Source organism: Dielma fastidiosa (genome assembly GCF_003475485.1).
GTDB classification, from domain to species: Bacteria; Bacillota_I; Bacilli_A; order Erysipelotrichales; family Erysipelotrichaceae; genus Dielma; species Dielma fastidiosa.
In genome coordinates, this window is the sequence record NZ_QRQL01000009.1 from 52112 (window position 1) to 72498 (window position 20387).

General features: G+C 37.7%; 22 protein-coding genes. 2 read left to right on the plus strand and 20 right to left on the minus strand.

The window, feature by feature from the left end:
- Positions 1 to 4 precede the first annotated feature (4 nt).
- From DWZ33_RS14770 to DWZ33_RS14825, 12 genes are all read right to left on the minus strand, one after another.
- Positions 5 to 832 carry a PTS system mannose/fructose/sorbose family transporter subunit IID gene (locus DWZ33_RS14770; protein ID WP_022939028.1) on the minus strand — a complete coding sequence of 276 codons (828 nt, stop codon included), beginning with the start codon at positions 830 to 832 and terminating at the stop codon, positions 5 to 7.
- A complete protein-coding gene (locus DWZ33_RS14775; protein WP_118455592.1) occupies positions 822 to 1622 on the minus strand; it encodes a PTS mannose/fructose/sorbose/N-acetylgalactosamine transporter subunit IIC in 801 nt (266 codons plus the stop codon). The genes DWZ33_RS14770 and DWZ33_RS14775 overlap by 11 nt, the downstream gene beginning before the upstream one ends.
- Positions 1623 to 1633: 11 nt before the next feature.
- Positions 1634 to 2122 (minus strand): PTS sugar transporter subunit IIB, encoded by a 489-nt coding sequence (locus DWZ33_RS14780; protein ID WP_022939026.1) that lies wholly within the window; start codon positions 2120 to 2122, stop codon positions 1634 to 1636.
- Positions 2123 to 2204: 82 nt separating this feature from the next.
- Complete coding sequence (locus tag DWZ33_RS14785) at positions 2205 to 2615, minus strand: PTS sugar transporter subunit IIA (RefSeq protein WP_118455594.1); 411 nt, start codon at positions 2613 to 2615, stop codon at positions 2205 to 2207.
- 142 nt (positions 2616 to 2757) lie between these two features.
- Positions 2758 to 4686, minus strand: a complete 1929-nt coding sequence (locus DWZ33_RS14790) for a BglG family transcription antiterminator (RefSeq protein ID WP_118455595.1) — start codon at positions 4684 to 4686, stop codon at positions 2758 to 2760.
- Positions 4687 to 4950: 264 nt separating this feature from the next.
- A complete protein-coding gene (locus DWZ33_RS14795; RefSeq protein WP_118455597.1) occupies positions 4951 to 5427 on the minus strand; it encodes a DUF4358 domain-containing protein in 477 nt (158 codons plus the stop codon).
- Positions 5428 to 5518: 91 nt separating this feature from the next.
- The gene (locus tag DWZ33_RS14800) at positions 5519 to 5908 is read right to left on the minus strand and encodes an inorganic diphosphatase (protein WP_022939022.1); all 390 of its coding nucleotides are present in this window, start codon (positions 5906 to 5908) and stop codon (positions 5519 to 5521) included.
- 13 nt (positions 5909 to 5921) lie between these two features.
- Positions 5922 to 6947: an alpha-hydroxy-acid oxidizing protein gene (locus tag DWZ33_RS14805; protein ID WP_118455599.1), complete on the minus strand. Its 1026-nt coding sequence runs from the start codon at positions 6945 to 6947 to the stop codon at positions 5922 to 5924.
- 154 nt (positions 6948 to 7101) lie between these two features.
- Positions 7102 to 7578, minus strand: coding sequence for a thioredoxin fold domain-containing protein (locus tag DWZ33_RS14810; protein ID WP_022939020.1), 477 nt, complete (start codon positions 7576 to 7578; stop codon positions 7102 to 7104).
- A 33-nt stretch (positions 7579 to 7611) separates the two neighbouring features.
- Positions 7612 to 8745 (minus strand): glycerate kinase family protein, encoded by a 1134-nt coding sequence (locus DWZ33_RS14815; protein ID WP_118455600.1) that lies wholly within the window; start codon positions 8743 to 8745, stop codon positions 7612 to 7614.
- 60 nt (positions 8746 to 8805) lie between these two features.
- Complete coding sequence (locus DWZ33_RS14820) at positions 8806 to 9549, minus strand: hypothetical protein (RefSeq protein ID WP_118455602.1); 744 nt, start codon at positions 9547 to 9549, stop codon at positions 8806 to 8808.
- Between the two features lie 45 nt (positions 9550 to 9594).
- The gene (locus DWZ33_RS14825) at positions 9595 to 10059 is read right to left on the minus strand and encodes a hypothetical protein (RefSeq protein ID WP_022939017.1); all 465 of its coding nucleotides are present in this window, start codon (positions 10057 to 10059) and stop codon (positions 9595 to 9597) included.
- A 138-nt stretch (positions 10060 to 10197) separates the two neighbouring features.
- On the opposite strand from DWZ33_RS14825, the gene DWZ33_RS14830 reads away from it, so the two are divergent.
- Both DWZ33_RS14830 and DWZ33_RS14835 read left to right on the plus strand, forming a co-directional pair.
- Complete coding sequence (locus DWZ33_RS14830) at positions 10198 to 11028, plus strand: mechanosensitive ion channel family protein (protein ID WP_022939016.1); 831 nt, start codon at positions 10198 to 10200, stop codon at positions 11026 to 11028.
- Positions 11029 to 11089: 61 nt separating this feature from the next.
- A complete protein-coding gene (locus tag DWZ33_RS14835) occupies positions 11090 to 12049 on the plus strand; it encodes an L-lactate dehydrogenase (protein ID WP_118455604.1) in 960 nt (319 codons plus the stop codon).
- Between the two features lie 38 nt (positions 12050 to 12087).
- Here the strand turns inward: DWZ33_RS14835 and DWZ33_RS14840 are convergent, their stop codons facing one another.
- The 8 genes from DWZ33_RS14840 to DWZ33_RS14875 form a co-directional block, all read right to left on the minus strand.
- Positions 12088 to 12678, minus strand: a complete 591-nt coding sequence (locus DWZ33_RS14840) for an ATP-binding protein (RefSeq protein WP_118455606.1) — start codon at positions 12676 to 12678, stop codon at positions 12088 to 12090.
- Between the two features lie 115 nt (positions 12679 to 12793).
- Entirely contained in the window at positions 12794 to 13069 is a 276-nt protein-coding gene (locus tag DWZ33_RS14845; protein ID WP_118455608.1) for a hypothetical protein, read from the minus strand.
- Positions 13070 to 13090: 21 nt separating this feature from the next.
- Entirely contained in the window at positions 13091 to 15802 is a 2712-nt protein-coding gene (locus DWZ33_RS14850) for a bifunctional diguanylate cyclase/phosphodiesterase (protein WP_118455610.1), read from the minus strand.
- Between the two features lie 272 nt (positions 15803 to 16074).
- Positions 16075 to 17829 carry a DEAD/DEAH box helicase gene (locus tag DWZ33_RS14855; RefSeq protein WP_022939011.1) on the minus strand — a complete coding sequence of 585 codons (1755 nt, stop codon included), beginning with the start codon at positions 17827 to 17829 and terminating at the stop codon, positions 16075 to 16077.
- 193 nt (positions 17830 to 18022) lie between these two features.
- On the minus strand, positions 18023 to 18688 hold the full coding sequence (locus DWZ33_RS14860) for a PBECR4 domain-containing protein (RefSeq protein WP_118455612.1): 666 nt from the start codon (positions 18686 to 18688) through the stop codon (positions 18023 to 18025).
- 308 nt (positions 18689 to 18996) lie between these two features.
- Complete coding sequence (locus DWZ33_RS18540; protein ID WP_118455614.1) at positions 18997 to 19155, minus strand: helix-turn-helix domain-containing protein; 159 nt, start codon at positions 19153 to 19155, stop codon at positions 18997 to 18999.
- Positions 19156 to 19167: 12 nt separating this feature from the next.
- A complete protein-coding gene (locus DWZ33_RS14870; protein ID WP_118455616.1) occupies positions 19168 to 19962 on the minus strand; it encodes a hypothetical protein in 795 nt (264 codons plus the stop codon).
- Positions 19959 to 20309 (minus strand): hypothetical protein, encoded by a 351-nt coding sequence (locus DWZ33_RS14875; RefSeq protein WP_118455618.1) that lies wholly within the window; start codon positions 20307 to 20309, stop codon positions 19959 to 19961. Before DWZ33_RS14875 ends, DWZ33_RS14870 begins: the two co-directional genes overlap by 4 nt.
- Positions 20310 to 20387 lie beyond the last annotated feature (78 nt).

A 20387-nucleotide genomic window follows, 5' to 3' on the forward strand; every position in this document is an offset into this window, starting at 1 on the left:
TAAATCACGCACCTAAAAGGCCAAGGAAATAACCGATAAAAGAAATAATCAAAATCAAGAAAACTGCTTTTGTACTTGTAAAGCCTTTTTTGCCAAGCAGCCAATAAACTAAGAAAACTAATAGAATCGGCAGTAAATTAGGCATAATCATATTCAAAGTATCCTGAATTGCAACCTCTACTCCGCCTTGACTTATAACTAGAGGCACATTTGCATGAACTGAACTGGCAATCAGCGCACCGATAACCATTAAACCCAGAATGGTTGCTGCGTGCGTGATGCTTTTTAATTGTTTAGATAATGTAGTAACAAACTTATTTCCTTGCTTATATCCCATAAACAAGAACCAATGGCGCAAAAACATACTTACAACCCAATAAGCAACCCCCAGCAAGATTCCTAACGCGCTGCCTTCTAATGCCATATTGCCAGCCATAACGCCAAAAATTGTCATTGGCAGTAAAACTAAAACAGCGTCACCGACACCGGCAAGCGGTCCCATAAGTCCGGTTTTAATTGAGGTTACCGCCGCTCTTGTTTCCTGAAAACCACTAATTTCATGTGATTCTTCAATGGCGATTACAGCCCCAATCAAAATATTGCCAATCCATGTATTAGTGTTAAAAAAAGCAAAATGAGAAGCAATCGCCTGTTTATATTCTTCATCATCAGGATAAATTTTACGCAAAACTGGTCCAAGTGTTACAACTACACCACCAGCCTGAGCAACTTCATAATTTCCTGACATTTGTGCGCCTATGGTCCATCTGGCAAACACTTTATTTAAATCCTTTTTAGTTACAACTTGCCGGAATTCTTGATTAGAGCTCATCTTCATCGCCTCCTACTTGTAATACTGCATGATCATTGTTCGTTTGATATGCCATTTTTTCATTTTCGCGTTTATATTCCAATAAACCGAGACCTACCCCAAAGATAGCGATACCGATCATTGGTACATTTAAAAAGCTGACTAAAGCAAAACCAAATAACAAATAGGCAAGGTCATTTTTAGCATTCATAAAGCGCATGAGAATTGCGATACCAACAACTGGCAGTAAACCGCCGGCAACCCTAAAACCACCGATCAGCCATTCCGGGATTGCATTAGTGAAAGCTGTCATTCGTTCTGGCCCAATTATAAATAAGGCAATGACCGGCAGCGCATATTTCAAAAATGATAATGTATACGCATTCCAAAGCCATGTATAGCACTTTTTCATCTGCAGCTTTTCAGCAGCTTTCTGTGCCTGCCGAACAAAGAAAATATTAGCTGTGCGAACCATGACATCTGCCTGTATTGCGATTAACGAAATTGGCAGGGCAACCATCAAACCGTATTCGGCTCCCTTTCCTGCCATAATGGCTACAATTGTACCTAAAATGGCACCTAGCGGATATTCCGGAACACTGGCGCCACCAAATGCGACAACCCCTAAAGACATCAATTCCAACGTGCCGCCTATCTGAAGGCCAACAAGAGGATCACCTAAAATCAGACCAACAGCATATCCGCAGATTACCTTTTGACAACATACGAAGATAGATGGATTAACATAATCCCAGATAAAAAAACAGGAAAATAATACGACTAGAATCATTTGAATAATTGAAACTTCCATTCTGCTTCCTCCTACTTAGTGGCTTGCTCCACTACTTTCATAAAATCCTCTCTTTGATTATTCGGTGTAAGCTGTAGCGATACTTCAACCCCTGCTGCTTTCAGCTTATAGAAATCTTTCACTTCTTCATCAGTTACCGAAACTTGATTTGAAATTTTAATCTTACCTTCTGTATGAGTCAGATTACCGACATTTACCTCTTTTATTTTTACCCCTAATTCAACAAGGCGAAGCAATGTATTGGGTGCCCTTACGATCATAAACACCCGCTGCCCTTCATAAGCGTTTGCGATGATGCGGCTGGCCGCCTTTTCAATTGGCAGTACCGAAAGCGCTACACCATAAGGCGTTGCCAGTTTTAATGAAGTCTTAACCATATCATCAAAAGCCGCTTTATCATCAACAACCATGATGCGTGTCGCTCCTAATTGGTTAGTCCACATACTTGCTACCTGACCGTGAATCAAACGATCATCAATGCGTGTATGAATGATTGCCATAACAATCTCTCCTTTCTATATCTTCACTATAACGCTGAGTAAATTTAACTTGAAGTTTTAAATTTACCGCATAATTAAGGTATTATTCATCAATATCATGAATATCAACCGTATAATCATTCATATAAACAATACCCTTCTTTGTCTTTTTAAGTGCTGCCTGAATCTCCTCTTTAGTTAGATAGCTACCCTCTTTAAAAATCAACTCTAAAATTATACTTAAAAATACGCCAGTAATTACATGCACATGACTGCGGTTTAAATATGATAGCATCGCTTGATTGACACTGCCCCCTAAAAGATCAGTGAAAATCAGCACCTCATCTTCATCAGATACTTTTTCAAAGAAGGCATCCAATTTAGACTGCAGACTTTCTTCATCTACATAAGCACAAATAGCACTGACATCAATTTGATTGCCGGCAAAAAACTTCAATGTCTGCTTCATGCCTTCTGCCAATTCTGAATGACTCGCGATTAATATTTTTCTCATAGCTCATATCTCCTCTTCACAACTTTCATTTTAAAGCATTCAATATAAAACTAAAGCAGTGAAATTTCCGGTATATTCATGAAATTCAGCGATAGAAAACGCGCATCACGGCGTAAAAAAAACTGTATGAACAGTTTTTTACTTAACTTCTTTCTAAAACCAAATATTGATAAATGATTTTTTTAAGCTGAGCCAATGATTTAATCTTCAATAATTCATGAATAGCAAAGATATTACTAGTTAATAAATGAATTAATGATGAGCTCATGAAAACATAATTTTCATTGCTGCCAATGGCAATGACAAATATCAGCTGTACCATTTCATTTTGCCAAAGGATCGGTTTTTTCAAGATTCCCACGGCAATTGTCGTCTGCTCACAAACCGGAAAGAGTGAATGCATGATTGCCACATTATTCCCGCGTTCACCTGATGAAATACTTTCCTCAGCAAGCACTGCCTGATACAAAGCATTGGAGACATGATGCTTCTCTGTAATTTGCTGGCATAAATATTTAATAACCTCTTCTTTCGTCGAAAAATTAAGTTCACACAGAACTAAATTATCATGAAAGCCCTGCATAAAGAGCGCATATTCATCTTCAAGATGCAGCAAAAAGCGTTTTACCTTCAGAATATCATCGCTGTTAAAATCATTTAAAACCTGATAAACAGGAATTGAGCAATTAAAATTTATACGCGGCATATCAGTAATGATTAAATCATATTCCTGATCGATTGCACGGGTAAGTTCATGAAATTCGCAAAATTTTATTGTCTCAATGTATTCGCCTAGATTTTTACGTAGGCTGTGATCAATACTGTAACTTGATAATTTCCCATGATGAAATACTAAACAAACACGCTGTTTTGGATAAAATAAATTATCCTTAAAGATAGAATGCTGAAACAATAAGGTTAGCTGGGCAATTTCTTGTTCTGATATTTTATAATTATACTTCTTATTTAAATAATCAGCCGCTAAAAGCGCATAATCAAAAATAGGACTCATTGCTTTCAATTCCATAACCGGCAGTCCGCGGTTTTCAATCTTATAATTAATCCTCAGCAATAAGCCTCTAAATTCACGCGACATCAGCAAGCGTACATCTTCATCCAATAGAAAATTAATATCAGTATAAATAAACAAGAATTTCAAAACTTCATCACATAAGAAGAATAATGATTTATTCTCTTGCAATGAAAATTCATCATTAATCTCATATATTCTTCTGGAAGCAATGTATAAAGCTAAATAGGCTATCTCACTCTGCGTTGTATTAATATTTAATTCACTGTAAATCCATGAAGCAATTGAATATTCTTCCAAATTCATTAACTCTTCCAGCTGCAATTCATTAAACAAGACAAAATGATGATGTCGCCTGCGATATTCACTGACTGAAATTAAATCAGCTAATTCTCTTAAGGATTGATAACTTACATGAATCTTAGATTTCATTAACGTATACTGCATAACATCAAGACAGCCTTTGGTATCTAGTTTAAGAACCATCGGCATAAATTCTGCAGCAGCTAATTCTTCATCTAAAAACAAATAATTGATTAAAGCTATACGCAAATGCTGTTCCTCACCGTCAACTGCCAGACCATGATTAGGTTTTTGCTTTAAGGATAAATGATAATCGGCTAATATTCCCCTTACATACCGCAAATCTTGAGTCAAGGTTGTTCTGCTGATATAGAGATTATCTAAAAAAACTTCACTTTTAATATAATCTTCACTGACTAATAAATAATGCATGATATAGCGAATTCTTTCTTCATTATAAACCGGCGGTGAAGCACTGTGATTATATTTCTCATTGAATCGATCAAGAAAAATATTAAATTCATTTTTATCCACCACTTCAATCAGATAACCGCTGCCTGATTTAGAACTGACTTTAGCGCCCACACTGCTTAAAATCAAATCAATAGTTTCTATATCAGCACGGATGGTTTTGGATGTAGTGCCAAGAATTGAAGCAAGTATTTCTGAACTGATGGGTTGTGAGCTATTTAATAAGTATTTCATTATTGATATTATTCTGCGATTTAAATTAGACATCAGGTACCTCCGCTTTCTTAATATACTAACCAGAGATCCCCACCACCAGTATCTGTATCATACTAAATTGAAGATTAGATTTCAATAGAAGTAAGAAATTCGATGCTTGCTATCTTTTTAAGCTTGCATATAATGCTTTAATTTCGGTGTTTAATTATATGATTCTATTAAAAGGAAATAATTGGTTTCGCGCATAATAAAAATCCCAATCAGAGAAATGAAATCAGATACTTTCATTTATCTATTGGGATTTTATATTTATGATTAAAAATTAGCTTTAATCAATTCTAATATTTTCTCTGCATCCTGACCAACAATAAAGAAATAGTAATTACCATTTTCATAGGTTACACTATTCTTTACTAGCTCATACTGATCTGGTAAATATTGACTCCATAATTCCTTTAAATTCTCCAGACGTTTTTCTACACCTTTTTTTACTGTGTCAAGCTTGCCTTCCTTTGCTTCAAACATAGCAATCTCATTTGCCTGAACATTGATCAAAGCCATTCGTACGTCATAGCTTTCTAAATCTTTAATATCTAAACCATATAAATCCATCAATGCTGAAGCATCAAGATTCTCACTCATCATACCCATTTCGATCTCGCCGCTCTCAACCTTTTCATAGACTGATTCTGATACCTTGCTCAAATCAACCTCGGTTGCTGATGGTTTTGATGTACAGCCAGCCACTACCATTAATAATGATGCGGCGCATAATAATTTTTTTAATTTCATGTTAACCCTCCTAATACAACTATATTATGCATCAAATTCGAAAAAAAAAGCAGAATCAATGATGACTTGCCGCTTTTTTATAATAAGTTGCTTAATCGTTGCTTGCCCATTCAGGCACTTCATCGCCGCGATGCAATAAAATAGATTTCTGGAATTCAGTTTGATTTAGAAAAACCAAAATTTCATGTTCTTCCTCTTCACTGCATCCCACCAGCAATTTCACGTCACAATCCTTCTTCAGGATATCGGCACTCACTACAATACCTTGTACCAAATTGCTCTTTTCACTGCCCTTAAAGACATCGACCGGCGCCTGATCTGTACCTGTTGTATCAACTAAATAACCATAATCAACAGGATAGACAAGATTAGAATATTTATAATGACAAGTATTCTTTGCACGATCAATAATCAGTTTACTTGACAGATACAAAGTATCGAGTTTCTGCCAGAAAAAAGCGTTGTTTTCATAAGCGTTCATTTCATCTTCTCCTTTATCTAAAATTCACTGTGACACAATCGCGGGTAATATCACGAATGGTCTTGCAGCCAGCCATTGCCATGGCCTCTTTTAATTCTAACTGAATCTTTTCAATATAAAGCTTTACGCCCTCATGGCCATCACCGATGACAGCATGTGAGAATGGACGGCCGATCAATACACCATCTGCCCCTAAAGCCAATGCTTTAAAGACATCATTGCCGCTTCTAAAGCCGCCATCCACAAAAACTTTCATTCTGCCGTCAACTGCTTTCACAATTGATTCAAGCACTTCAATGCCGGCCAGACATTCGTCTAAAACACGGCCGCCATGGTTTGATACAACAATGCCGGAAGCATTTGCTTCTAAAGCCTTCATTGCCCCATCAACACTTAATATGCCTTTGACGATAAATGGTGACTGGCAGCAGGCAGATATCTGCTTCAAATCCTCTACACTCTTGTATTCAACCGGTGTTGTAGAATTTCTAAGACCAGTAAGTCCTGATGCATCAATATCACTGCAGACAGCTAATACTCCCGCTTCATTGGCTTCTTCGATCCGCCATTTCATATTCTGCATATCCCAAGGTTTAACCGTTGGCACACCCAGACCATTTTTCGTTTTTAAATAAGCTACCGGATCAGAGAACATCGAAGGGTTCATGCCATCGCCGGTAAAAGCGAGCGTACCGCCAGCCAAGCAACCCTCTACAAGTTCTCTGGCATAGTCAGCCTCACTGATTTCAGCACCATAATTTACCTTAATGCCGCCAATCGGCGCCGCATACACCGGTAATGAAACAGGTGTACCAAAAAAATCTGAAGCTGTCGAAATTTCATCATTGCCTGCAATCGTATCAAGACGAATACAGATCTCACGCAGCTTATTGTAATTGCGCATAAATGAACTTCCGCTTTCCTTGCCGCCGCATCCCGGTGTTTCTCCCGCACACACGATGCCGTTGCAATTTTTACAGGCTCTGCACAAACTCATTTTGCCCTTTGCGCTTGCCATCACTTCATTCCATGATTCCATTCTTTCACTCCACTTCCAATAACTATTATACGTTTAATGAAACATTTTTTCAAGCTTTTTCATATTTTTTCAGGTTTTTCTTGTTAATGATTTGACGAACGAAATAAAAAGAAACAATTCAGCAAACACTTGCCTGTTGTTTCTTTCTTCAACACTAACCTTTTACTTCATCAAGGCGATACTTCTGAACATAATTATCGAATCGTTCTTCACTCATTTCACCGATCCAGATATCCTTAACCTCACCTTTTTCAATAAAATAGAATGTCGGTGTATAAGGCGCTTCCGCATCCATGTCCTCAGTTAGAAATTCTGATGGATTCGGATGTTCTTTAATAAATGCGAATACCGGGTCCATACTGTCCTGTTTATCGAACACAACATCAAAAACCTCAATTCCGTGATCAACTATATAACCAGCCAGCACATCTTCCTTAAACTTCTTGCAGTGTGAACAATTGGTTTGTGAGAATATCATCATAAATGTATCACCGTTAGCCATTTTCTCTTCCATTTCCGGAAGCTGAACAGCCTTTAATGATCCTGATTCAGTTGAACGTTCATAATTATTGCTGCACGCAGATGTAAGCAGTACAAAGAGACAGCTTATACTGATAAAGAATTTTTTCATAAGTTCCTCCATTAATACTCAGTTAGTATATCATCATTTATTAAAATGAGCAATTGTATTCACCAGGGCATAACTGGCAGCTACCAGCTTATCCGGGGCGTTCTCCAATGCCTGCTGGAAAGTCATGGCTCGATCAGCAATCGAAAAGATGCCTAAGAAACCACATTCATACAATTCATGCACACCTAAACCTATGGCGCCGCTGAGTACCACCACCGGTTTATCGTAACGCTTGGCTATATTTAGTATACCCATTGGTACTTTTCCAAAACGTGTCTGACGATCCGTCTGTCCCTCACCGGTTATTACCAAATCGCAGTCAGCGATTTTTTCTTCAATATCACAATATTGACAAATCAAATCAATGCCCGGCATCATCCGTGCATTCAGCAAACCGATAAACGCCGCACCGATGCCGCCAGCCGCACCGCCGCCGGCAAAGCTGTCTAAATCAAGACCGCACGCCTCAAGCATCCGGTCACGATAATTCTGCATACCTTTTTCCAGCCGCTTGATCTGGTTGGGGAACAATCCCTTTTGCTTGCCGAACACATGTGTTGCCCCCTGCATTCCCAATAGATGATTTGCCACATCACAAGCCGCAATAAGCTCTACATCTTTAAAACGCTGGAGATGATCCAGATTAATTTTTGCTATTTTTTCTAAAGAAACCGCCTGAGCATTCAGCAGGTTGCCATTCACATCATAAAAACGAGCGCCCAGCGCCTGAAGCATTCCCATACCTCCGTCATTCGTACAGCTGCCGCCCAGCCCCAAGATTATGCGGCGAGCACCTCTTTGCAGGGCATTAAGCAATGCCGTACCGACACCATAACTGCTGGCAATCATCGGCATCCGCTTTTCACGAGGCGTCATCGTCAAACCGATGATGCTGGCAACCTCAATCATTGCTGTCTTACCATGATCACAGAGACAATACTTGATTTTACGCTTTTTAAAATAAGCATCAAAGACCGTCGTTTCTACAAGCAGGCCATTTGTTATTCGGACAAACGCATCAACGGTGCCTTCACCGCCGTCACCAATAGCATACTTATTCACAGCCATTGTCTCATCAACCATAGAAATACCTTTTTCTATGTACTGAGCAACTTCATATGAGCTTAAACAACCTTTATAAGAATCACAGGCAATGACAATTTTCATTTCATCACATCCTGACTATATAGTTTATTTTACCATTAGAAGTTTGGCACTGCCAGTATTTTATTGATTTTCGACAAGATCTTTTACAAGATGCAGGCCATAAAAGAAAACCCAAGCGAAAATCACACCGTAAAGCAGCGTAAATAACAGCCAGCTGAATGGTTCTGTATTCAGCGCTGACCAAGGATTAGCGCAAGTTAAAATCTCACTGACATAAACCAAAGGCTGAAAGCTCAGTGATGTTTGAAACAGTGAATTGCTTAATGCCATATATAAACCCTCAAGCAGCGCAATGACACAGACAAGCCCTAAGCAGGCGCGGATATGTTTGACTAAAAGACAGGCTGAATGCCACATGATCTTGAATGGGTTTTGAGCATCGATAAACTGAAACATGCATAACAGTGAATAAGGAATATAAAGAAGGATAAACAGCATGATTAAAAGACTCAGCAAGAATGATCCCTTTCCCATCAGCATGACAAAACCATAATAGCTTAACAGTGATGAACAGCTATAAAAAAGCAGAGAAAACAACAGGCTGTAAAGGATTGTCTGAATCATTTCCTGCATCCTTAATGTCCGATCCGCTCTTAAAGCTGAAACATATAGAGAAAGCATCATGAAGTAAAAGCAATAACCAAGATAACCGCCCAAAAGCATGACCCAAAGCTCACTGCTGTCTCTGCTCAGCATACCGGTCAGCTGAATCAAAATACCGGAAAGCACATTAACACAAAGCAATGCGAAAAGCAAAACGATTTTTTTATCTGATACATGAAATCGCTGATCTAATTCTTTCATTCAGTCTCCCTCCTTTAAAGAAAAAAAGCAATGCTTTGATTGCTTCTATTCATCGTCATCATCAAGGTCTACCTTAGCGATATTCGGCGCGTATTTTTTAAAATATTTTTCAATTTTTCTTCTTGAAAATACTGTAAAGCGCACCTTTTCGCCATCCTTCAGCTCAATAATCAGCTGATCCAGTCCCGTCTTCATCGGCATGATCTTCCATTCTTCTACATCATCCCAATAAAGATAGAAGCACTCCTCCCGGCTGCTTTCTTTATAGAATACCGCATGATCACTGCTTAATTCAGTCATAACGTGATTCTTTATAAAGACAACGCCCGCCAGAGCCATTAAAGTAATCAGTAAACCAAAAATCCACAGCTTACCGACACACATTAAGGAAATGCCAAATAAGACAAAGACAAGCAGACCGCCTGTCGGCTTGGAATTAATTTTAGTTTCAATCGTACGATCTTCAGGGAGATTATGACAGTACAAACGTTTGCTTCTTATTTCACTCACGAGACTCACCTCTCACGTATTAATTATAACTGAAAGCATTATATTTTCAATAGCTTCACACAATTCCACAAATTCCTTTTTATAATGATTTTTTAAGTCTTTTTGAGTATAATAAAGACAATGAAATGAGGAAGTACAATGCAGCAAATTTTAACGATGCTTAACAGCTTTTTTATGACAACCTTTATTGATGCTTTATTAACAATGCTTTTTTTGTTTTTACTGATTACCTTATTAAAAAAGCTATTGATTCATATTGTTTTAAAATATGAAAATGATAATCAGCAAATCATCATCAAGCTGATTAAAATTGGGCTGAATATCGTCTTGATACTAGGCATATGCTATCAATTCACAGCTTTAAAGGAAATCGTCAAAACATTGCTGACCGGCGGTGGCGTACTGGCTTTAGTATTAGGTCTTGCGGCTCAGGAAGCGGTTGGCAATTTAGTCAGCGGCATGATGATTCTCTTTTTCAAGCCCTTTAAGGTTGGTGATTTAATTAAAACCAATAATGGCTTAGTGGGTACTGTTTTAGATATCTCTTTACGTCATACGGTAATTAAAACTTATGAAAATACTCAAATTATGATTCCTAACAGCGAAATTAATAAGGCTACGCTCGAAAATGTGACAGCGGCTGACTTTAAGGGTGATTTTCTTATTCTGCAGATATCCTATGAAAGTGATCTTGATCTTGCGATTAGCATCATTGCTGAGGAAATCATGAAGCACCCAGATTTTCTTGATCTGCGCAGTGCCGCCGAAAAGACGGATGGCATTCCAGCCGTAAAAGTGCGCTGCACAAATTTTTTAGACAGCGGTATTGAATTAAAAGCTGCCTTGCAAAGCCGTTCCAGCGCGGTAGGCTATGCAATGCTGTCCGATTTGCGCATCAGTATCAAAAAGCGTTTTGATGAAGCAGGCATTGTGATTCCTTATCCGCAGGTAGTCATACATCAAAATTAAAAAGTGTTAAAATTGTTGTTTTCCGGCTGATTGGCTATAATAAAAACAGGAGGACAACAATATGAATTTAGAAAACAGAAAACTGGTACTGATTGGTACTGGCTTTGTCGGCATGAGCATGGCATATACCTTTTTAAATACAGGTGGTATTGATGAAATTGTATTAGTCGATATGAACACAGACAAAACCATAGGTGAAGCCATGGATTTAAGTCATGGTCTTCCTTATGCCAGCAGCCGCATTAAAATTAAAGCCGGCAGCTATGCTGACTGCAAAGATGCAGCAATTGTGGTAATTACTGCCGGTGCAGCTCAAAAACCAGGTCAGACCCGGCTTGATCTGACAATGGTTAACGCAAAAATAATGAAATCGATTACGGAAAGTATTATGGCCAGCGGCTTTGACGGCATTTTAATCATTGCCAGCAATCCGGTGGATCTGATGGCCTATGTCGCGCAGAAAGTCAGCGGACTGCCAACCAGCCGGGTGCTGGGCTCGGGTACGATCTTAGATACTGCCCGTCTGCGTACCTTGATGGCTGATTATCTGAATGTATCACCAACCAACGTGCATGCCTATATGATGGGAGAACATGGTGATTCATCCTTTGTGCCTTGGACGCATGCCTATGTAGGCTGTAAAAAGATGCTGGAGCTTTTGGATGAACAGCATAAGGGACTTGATGATTTGCATGAAATCTATCGTCAGGTACAGCAAGCCGCTTATGAAATTATCGAAAAGAAAAAAGCAACTTATTATGGTATCGGATTGTCTTTAAATCGTTTAGTCCGAGCTATCCTGGATGATGAAAACGCCATTCTGACAATCTCTGCCTATCAGCAGGATGAATATCATGAACGTGATTTATATATCGGCGTGCCGGCGGTCATTAACCGCAGCGGAGTTCGTGAAATCATTCGCCTGCCATTAAATGATGTTGATCAGCAAAAGTTCTTCAACAGCTGCAAGACATTGAAGAAAAATATCAAGCATATTGAACAAGAATTAAATTGGAATTAAATAGTCTGCCGTACTCGGCAGACTATTTTTTGCTTCTATTATTCATATATACAGCCGTCGTTGCTGACAACTACTTCGTGGTATTGAATCGGCAAACCGCTTAATTGCACAGCTTCATCCACAAGCATTTTCAGACTCATGCAGCAATTGCTGTTCATGCGGACAATTTGAATCGAATGAAAATCAGCCTTTCTGAACATGTCAGCCAATTTTTTTGCGTATGTGTGATTAGCGTCGTTTTTCGGACAGGCAATCAGTACGACTTTATCAATCATAAATTCTTTATGAAAATCCGCATAAGCATAAGCAGCACAATCGGCGGCTAAAAGTAAATCAGCATGCGGCAGATAGCGGTTATCACTGCTGATCATTGAAAGATGAACCGGCCAATTATATAGTTCAGAATCATTGCCGTCACAGCAATCCCCTTCACAGCACCAGCATTCTTTTTTTGTTAATTCTATTGCCGCGCAGGGACAATGTGTCACACACTCATTACAGCCGCTGCAGCCATCCTTAATAGCTGCCGTATGACCATTAACCTCAATAAACATATGTTCCTGACAAATGCGCAGACATTGTCTGCAGTTCATGCATCGATCTGTATTAATAACAGCTTGAAATTTCATCTCATCACCTACTGAGAATCATTATAGCCGATAATATACAAGATTGCATTTAATATACACTCTGAAAATATGATAAACATATATTATCACTGATTTTCATTATTCACTTTTAATCTTATTGATAGATAATGCTGAGTCCATCTGGTTCAAGCTTCTCCATCGCTCTGGCGATACTCAGCAAATTACCTTCAGCATAAGCATCAGCATAATCAGCAATGAAAGCTTCCGTGATATCCTCTGTATCAGCAAACATATAGCCCCTGCCTGAAAAGATTGCCTCAATCACTTCACGCCGTTGATTAACACAATCGCTTGCCTGCTTCTGATTATACAAAAAGCTGCCTAATATTAAAAAACATAATACCGCCGCAAATAATTTTACCTTTTTCATTCAGCCACTCTCCTTTCGTAATTATCGATTGCGATGTTTATCCTCATACATCAGCTGATCCAATTCACCTAATGAAGCTTCAATGGGTGCTTTTAACTGACCGATGCCGATACTGAAGGAAAGCTTCGCATGCTGATGATAAAGTGACTCATACCGTGTTCGTGCCTGCTTAAGCGATTCTAAAATACCCTCCGCACTCTCACCGCTTTGGAAAACCGCAAGAAATTCATCACCGCCTAAACGAACCATCGCCAAAACACCAGGTACTTGTTCCCTGATAAAATTAACAAAATCGCGCAGAACCTTGTCTCCGATGAGATGCCCTTCAAGATCATTGACTGCCTTAAAATGATCTAAATCAAAGGCTGCCGCATAATGCCCATAAAATTTCTCTGAATTCATTATCAGATAGCGGCGATTCTGCGCGCCTGTCAAACTGTCCGTCAAAGCATTCTGCAGATTAACCATATCCTCCTGATAAAGCTCAGTTACATCATAGGCAACTGTAAAAATATATTTAGCACCGTCTATTGTTACCCAATATTTCAGTGCATCAAAATACTGAGATGGTTCATCAGTACCCGCCGCCCCTTTAAATTCCAGCAGCTTCTTAACACCGGTTATGTTATCCTGATCCTTTTGCAGATCAAGACTGCCGTCATGACACTGCATAAATGTATCCGCCACATTCTCCGGAACAATGGCCGCCAAATCTATATTCGTTTTTCCCAATGGATCAACATCCGTATACTTAGCAATCCAGTTACGGAAATTTTGATTCAGATAGACAATCTGATGCTTTTCATTGCGAAGACTCAAGAAGCCGGGATATGTTTCAGCCAAAATCTCCTCAAACATCCGCTTGCTGCGTTTTTCCCAATTCGGCACCATAGAAATATCACTCTTGGTCATATGGCGATGCGGTAAAAGATTACGCTGTTCAAAATGCGGATATTTTTCATCAAACGCGCGCTGAGGAATCGGCTTGGTAAAATAATAGCCTTGCACAAAATCACAGCCAATTTCACGCAGGAAATCAACATGCTGCTGCGTCTCTGCTCCCTCACACACAATCTGAACACCCATCGTATGTGCCAATTCTACTGCACAAATGATAATCCCCTTTACCCGCTCATTGCTATCTGCTTCCTGTAAGAAAACTTTATCCAGCTTAATAATCTGAAGCGGCAGGCTGCCTAATAAATTCATATTAGAATAACCAGAGCCAAAATCATCCATCGCGATAGGAAAACCCTCTTCATCAAGCTGATTCAGCATCTGAAGAACAATATCTGCAATGTCATTAAAGGCACTTTCTGTCACTTCAATTTCAATGCAGTCATGAGGAATAGCATATTCATCTACAATCGCATGAAAAGTCTCATAAAACGCTTCACGATAAAGCGTGACACGAGAAAAATTAACTGATATCGGGAACAATTCTACACCCTGTAACATACGCTCATGAAGATATCCGCAAACCTTTTTAAGCATATAAAAATCTAATTCAGCAATAGAACCATTTGCTTCAAAAATCGGAATGAATGAATCCGGATATAAAGTTCCGCTGCCGGGTAATTCCCATCGAACCAACGCTTCAGCACCGACAATCTGCAGATTGGACAATTCAACCCGAGGCTGGAAATACAGCTGAAATTCCTCATTACTAAGGGCGCTTTGCAGATGCTCCTGCAATTTACGCTCCCGCATCATTTTTTCCAGCAAATGCTCATCATACCAAACAAGCGATTTATCAGCTGATGCCTTGGCAGCTTTATGAGCCAGCTTAGCCTTATCCATGATTGTCTTAATCGGCTCATCATTATTTTGCAGCTGATAGCAGCCATATGTAATTCCAACTGTTCCAAAAGGTTTCAGAAAACTCTGTTCCTCTGCCGCAAGCTTTAGAACAGCCATTAACTCAGAAGCAAATGTATCATTCGCTTCACCCAGCAGGATGAAATCATCCGCATCAAGACGCGCGCATAGATAATTTTCATTTTTCCAATGTTTTAATGCTGAAGCGATAGCCCTCAGAAGCTGATCCCCTTGAACATAGCCAAAGGAATCATTAATAATCTTAAAATTATCTATATCAAAAGCTGCCACAATATAGTTCCCTTTGGATTGCTGAAGCAAATTTTCAGCTGCTGCTTCAAATCCGGAGCGGTTCAAAAGCCCTGTCAGTTTATCAGTTGATACCGCCGTTTCTAATGTTTTCTCATTCCGCTTATTCACAATAAAAAACACAGCAATGGATAGAAGCAATATTAAAAAGTAAACTAAAATAAAATTTACAAGCTTATGATTTGAATCTTGTTCAGCCTGCAGTACGAGACGGTCTGCCATCTCAAAATGCTGCTGACTTAATGTATACAATTCAAGTTTTGAACGGCCAGAACGAACAGCGTATATCTCATCCTTAATACTGCTCCAAACCCCATTCAATTCAGACAGCTGTCTTTGAAATTCCTTATCATTATTTTTAGTAAGCCCAAAGTCACCCTTACCGGTCTGAAGATCATAAATGATACCGTCAAGCTGCACAATCAGTTCATCATCCGGCTTGTCATTCATTTCTTCCTTCACCAAACGCTGTGTTGCACCGCGCACAAGACCACTGTAATTGATGATTCTAGCGTCGCCAACTGTCCTTATAAGCATCAATGCCAAAAGCAGGACGGCAAGCAGCCACATGCCGGTATATAGCTGAAATCCCCGTTTCGTTCTCATTGTTTGAATCTCCCGTCTTCCATTTAATTTAACGGCTGTGAATGACTGCCACAGTAATTAATTAAACCCCAAAAATTACGCTATTATTAATTTAATTGTACCCCATTATGCTTTTCAAAGCAACAAGGTTTTACGGTAGTTTTAATGATTACACGGCCATGAATCAGGCAAAATAAAGCTGCTTCATTCCTAATCTCTATACTGCTGATGAAACCCTCACGCTTCTTAATTTAAAAAAAACTGATCAAATTAATGACCAGTTCAAGGATTATTTAATCATCATACCGTGTCTTGCGGCGCGGCTTTTCATTCTTGCTCTTTGAGCTATTGCGGCGGGCATGTTCCGTCGTTTTTCTTGACTTATATGAATCTTCGCTCATCTTTTTAGGCTTATAGCTGCCTTCATTATTTTTCTTAACTGTCTTGCGCACTGGCGCACCGCCGTCGATCTTAACATTTACTTCAAATCCGCGGATCGTGCAGTTTGCCATATGTTCAAGCACCTTATCTACTGAATCATTGGCGATATCAACCAAGGTATATTTAGCTTTCAGATCAATTTTACCAATAACCGATGAAGGCAGACCTGTCTCTTCAGCAATAGCGCATACTAAATGATTAGCAGCAACCCCTTGATTACGGCCAATATTGAAATGCAGCGTTGTCGCGTCAGCATCATTGAACTTACGTTCCTTTTTCTTATTGAAAACCTCTTCCACAACCCCGGCATCTATTACCTCAGGCTTATAAAGCATTGAAATCAAAGCACTTAATACGTTCTCAATAGCAACTCCCTCACCGAGAATTTCATTTGCTATTTCAATACTTTCCTCATTGATATCCTCAGAGCATGCACTCATGACCTGAGCCACAAATGCGCGTTTGCTCTCTTCCAACAACTCTTCACTGCTTGGCAGCTGACGATGCGCGATGGCTGTCTTCGTATAACGCATGATGTCACGAATGAACTGACGCTGACGCTTGCCGGCAATCAATGTAATCGCCTTACCCTTTTTACCGGCACGGCCTGTACGGCCTACACGATGAATGTAATACTCATTATCCTGCGGTATATCATAATTGACTACCAGATCAATATTATCAACATCGATGCCTCTTGCAGCAACATCAGTAGCAATCAAAATCGGATAATTACCAGTACGGAATTGATCCATGACACGAGTACGCGCCTGCTGCTTCATATCGCCATGCAGACCAATGGCTTTAATATCATATGAATTTAACTCATCGACAAGTTCATCCACCATCTTTTTCGTATTACAGAAAATCATTGTCAGTTCTGGATCAAAAGCATTCAGCAGAATACGTAACGCATTTGTTTTCTTGCCGCGGCCACACTCATAATAGCTTTGTTCCACAGTATCGATTGTACGCTGTGTACTCTTGATTTCAACACTGACCGGATCCTGCTGAAACTGTCTTGTAATTTCCATAATACTGTTTGGCATTGTTGCAGAGAACAAAGTCATCTGATATTGTTCCTTTGGCATGCCCTTTAAAATTTCTTCAATATCCTCTTTAAAGCCCATATTCAGCATTTCATCTGCTTCATCAAGAATTACCATCTTGATTTCATCAAGCTTTAAAGTACGGCGGCGTAAATGATCCATCACACGGCCCGGTGTCCCTACGACAATACCACAGCCGCGCTTCAGCAGCTGAATCTGACTGTCAATTGGCTGACCGCCATAAATCGGAACGATTTTGACACCTTCTTTATATTTAGAAAACTTTCTTAATTCAGTCGCAATCTGAATATCCAATTCTCTGGTAGGACTTAGAATAAGAATTTGCGGCTTGCGATTTGTTGGATCTACCTTATCAATAGCTGGTAATCCAAAGGCTGCTGTTTTGCCTGTACCTGTATTAGAACGACCTAACACATCTCTCCCTTGTAAGATATATGGGATTGCCTGTGCCTGTATGTCGGTTGCATTTTCAAATCCCATCTCACTGACGGCTCTCAAAATTTCATTACTTAAACCTAATTCATTAAAATTTGTCATTTGTACCTTCTTTCTAATGATTCGAGTACAAACTAATGTACTCTAGCCTATATTAACAATAACTGATTAATCATATCATTTTTAAATATGCCCGTCAATAAATATTTTATTCGGCGCTGCAATTCGTAAAGTAACTCTATGAGATATATTCTCTTAAAGTTCACAAAAAAACTAGCGATTAGCTAGTTTTTAATTAATCAAGAATTAATTTATTAGATTCAGAAAGTTCTTTAATTAAATGATTATCAATTTTCTTTATTATTGATTTTGTTAATTCTTTAGCATTTTTATTTTTATAAACTAATTTGCTATATACTTTACAAGTATTAACTTTTTCAAATATAAAATCAATTTCATATACATTTTGACTTCTATTAAAACAATTCTCATCTCTTAATGATTGAGCTATATAAAAATCACTTTTTTTGATTCCACTATTATTATAGTCTTCTCCAAAACATAATGTAAAGTTTAATTCTGTAAAACCAAATTTAAATGTAGTTTTATCAGCGGCGATATTTTCCAAAATATATCCATTACCTTTATCTACTGATATTGTTTTATATATGTTCTGTAATTGTGCTACCTTTTTTAAGCATAATTTTTTAGGATGTCTTGATGAAAAATATATTTGAGATGCACTTAAAGTACCACGAATAGCTTCTTTATAAAAATCATCAGCAGAAATAGTTCTTTCAACTCCTGTTAAATGTGCAAAACCAGATTTTTTGAACATAACTTCAATATATCTATTATCAAATACATACATAAAAGTTTTTCCCACTAAATATCTTTTATAGATATCTGCACCTTGTACGATATCATTTACAATATTTATATAATTATTATTTTTCCCCATATTAATTCTCCTAAATCTCCTAAAAAAAACGGATAGACATAAACTATCCGTATGCAATATATAAGACGAGTGTTTTCTGCTGACCGTCAGCCCCGATATCCCATAGAATATCTAAATACAGTTACTATATTTTAAGTCCTTAGTAAAGACTACATCTATTTCTTAGATGCCAAGCCCGATATCCCAAAGAATATCTAATAGTTATGGAATTTTCCTGCTCCATAGTCAGTACGGTTTTAACGTGTCTCCACACGGAAGCTATTTCTAACTTCACTATTAGTATATGCCATATTGTTATATTTGTCAACCTATTCCAATACATGAACATCTAATAATTTTACTGTGTTATTACAGTAGTTATTTATTGTACTTATACTAATGTTGGTTAATAGACATAAATCAGATTTACTTAATTTCTGTTCAACCATTAATTCAGTTAATTTGATATTGATTTTATCTTTAGTCATAATTCTTCTCTATTAATTAAGGAAACCAAATATATTACTCCATTCAGTTAAACAATCTATTGAATCTTCTGTATATTTTATCAGTTCGTTGGTGCTATCCATTAACCTACTTTTTGCTTCTTCAAAAGCATTCACATCATTATAAATAATAGCATTATAGTAATCAGAATAGCTATTATAAGTATCACGTACTGACTCTATTATACTATCTATACCTGCATAATTTGGATGTTTGTCACAAATTTCTTTTTCTACTTTATGAAATTCTTTTAAAAATTGTTCTAGTTGAGCATGTGCTGATTGAAAATCCCTTATTTTTAAGGATGATAATATGTTTTCGATATAATTACTTATCTTATCACTTGATGGACTTTTCTGATAAAGAAGAGTAATTCTATTTCTATAATATGATTCTTTCCATTTATCTAACCGTGTTATAAGAATATAGTATTCATCTTTTTCCATTCCCAACTCTTTGCCTAATGAACGATAACCACTTACTAAAGAGAAAAAGTTAGGATAAACTTCTTCTAAATACCAAGGTAATTTTTTCATATCTATATCAATAAAATCTTCTATTACTGCTTTATCAAAAGAATCCATAATGTCATTTTCAATAAAGGTTAAAATATATTCATTTGATTCTTTTACTTGTTGATATGCTTTACTTAAATTTCTACTCTCAATGTTATAAATAATATCATTTTTTAAATCATTCGCATTTTTTGCAATATATATTCCTACGCCACCTAAACCAATTAAAATGACTGCTAAAATGATTAATATAATTTTCTTATATTTTTTCATTTATAGTTGCCCTCATTGTCAATTGATCGTTTTTGTGTATCTTTAATTTCATTCAACTCTTTGTATAGTGTGCGTAAATTAGCATCACATAAAACTGTTCTTTCTAATATCTCTCCAAGCACATAAACTAACAATGATGTAATAGTTGTCATTATTAAACCTGTTGCAAATGAATTAAAATCATAACTTACCCTTCTAGCATAAGTATCAAAAATGTACTTCATTTCACCCATAGATTCACCTAAAAAGTAAGAACCTATAACACCTAATATAAAAATTACGATTGCCATTTTCTTTACTATTGTAGCCAATAGCAACATTCCATTGTCATTGTTTTCTTTTTCCATAGATATTTCTCCCTTTTCTATTACAGCTATATTCTACTTTATAGCACTTATTTAATCAAGTGTATTTTACACGGTTTT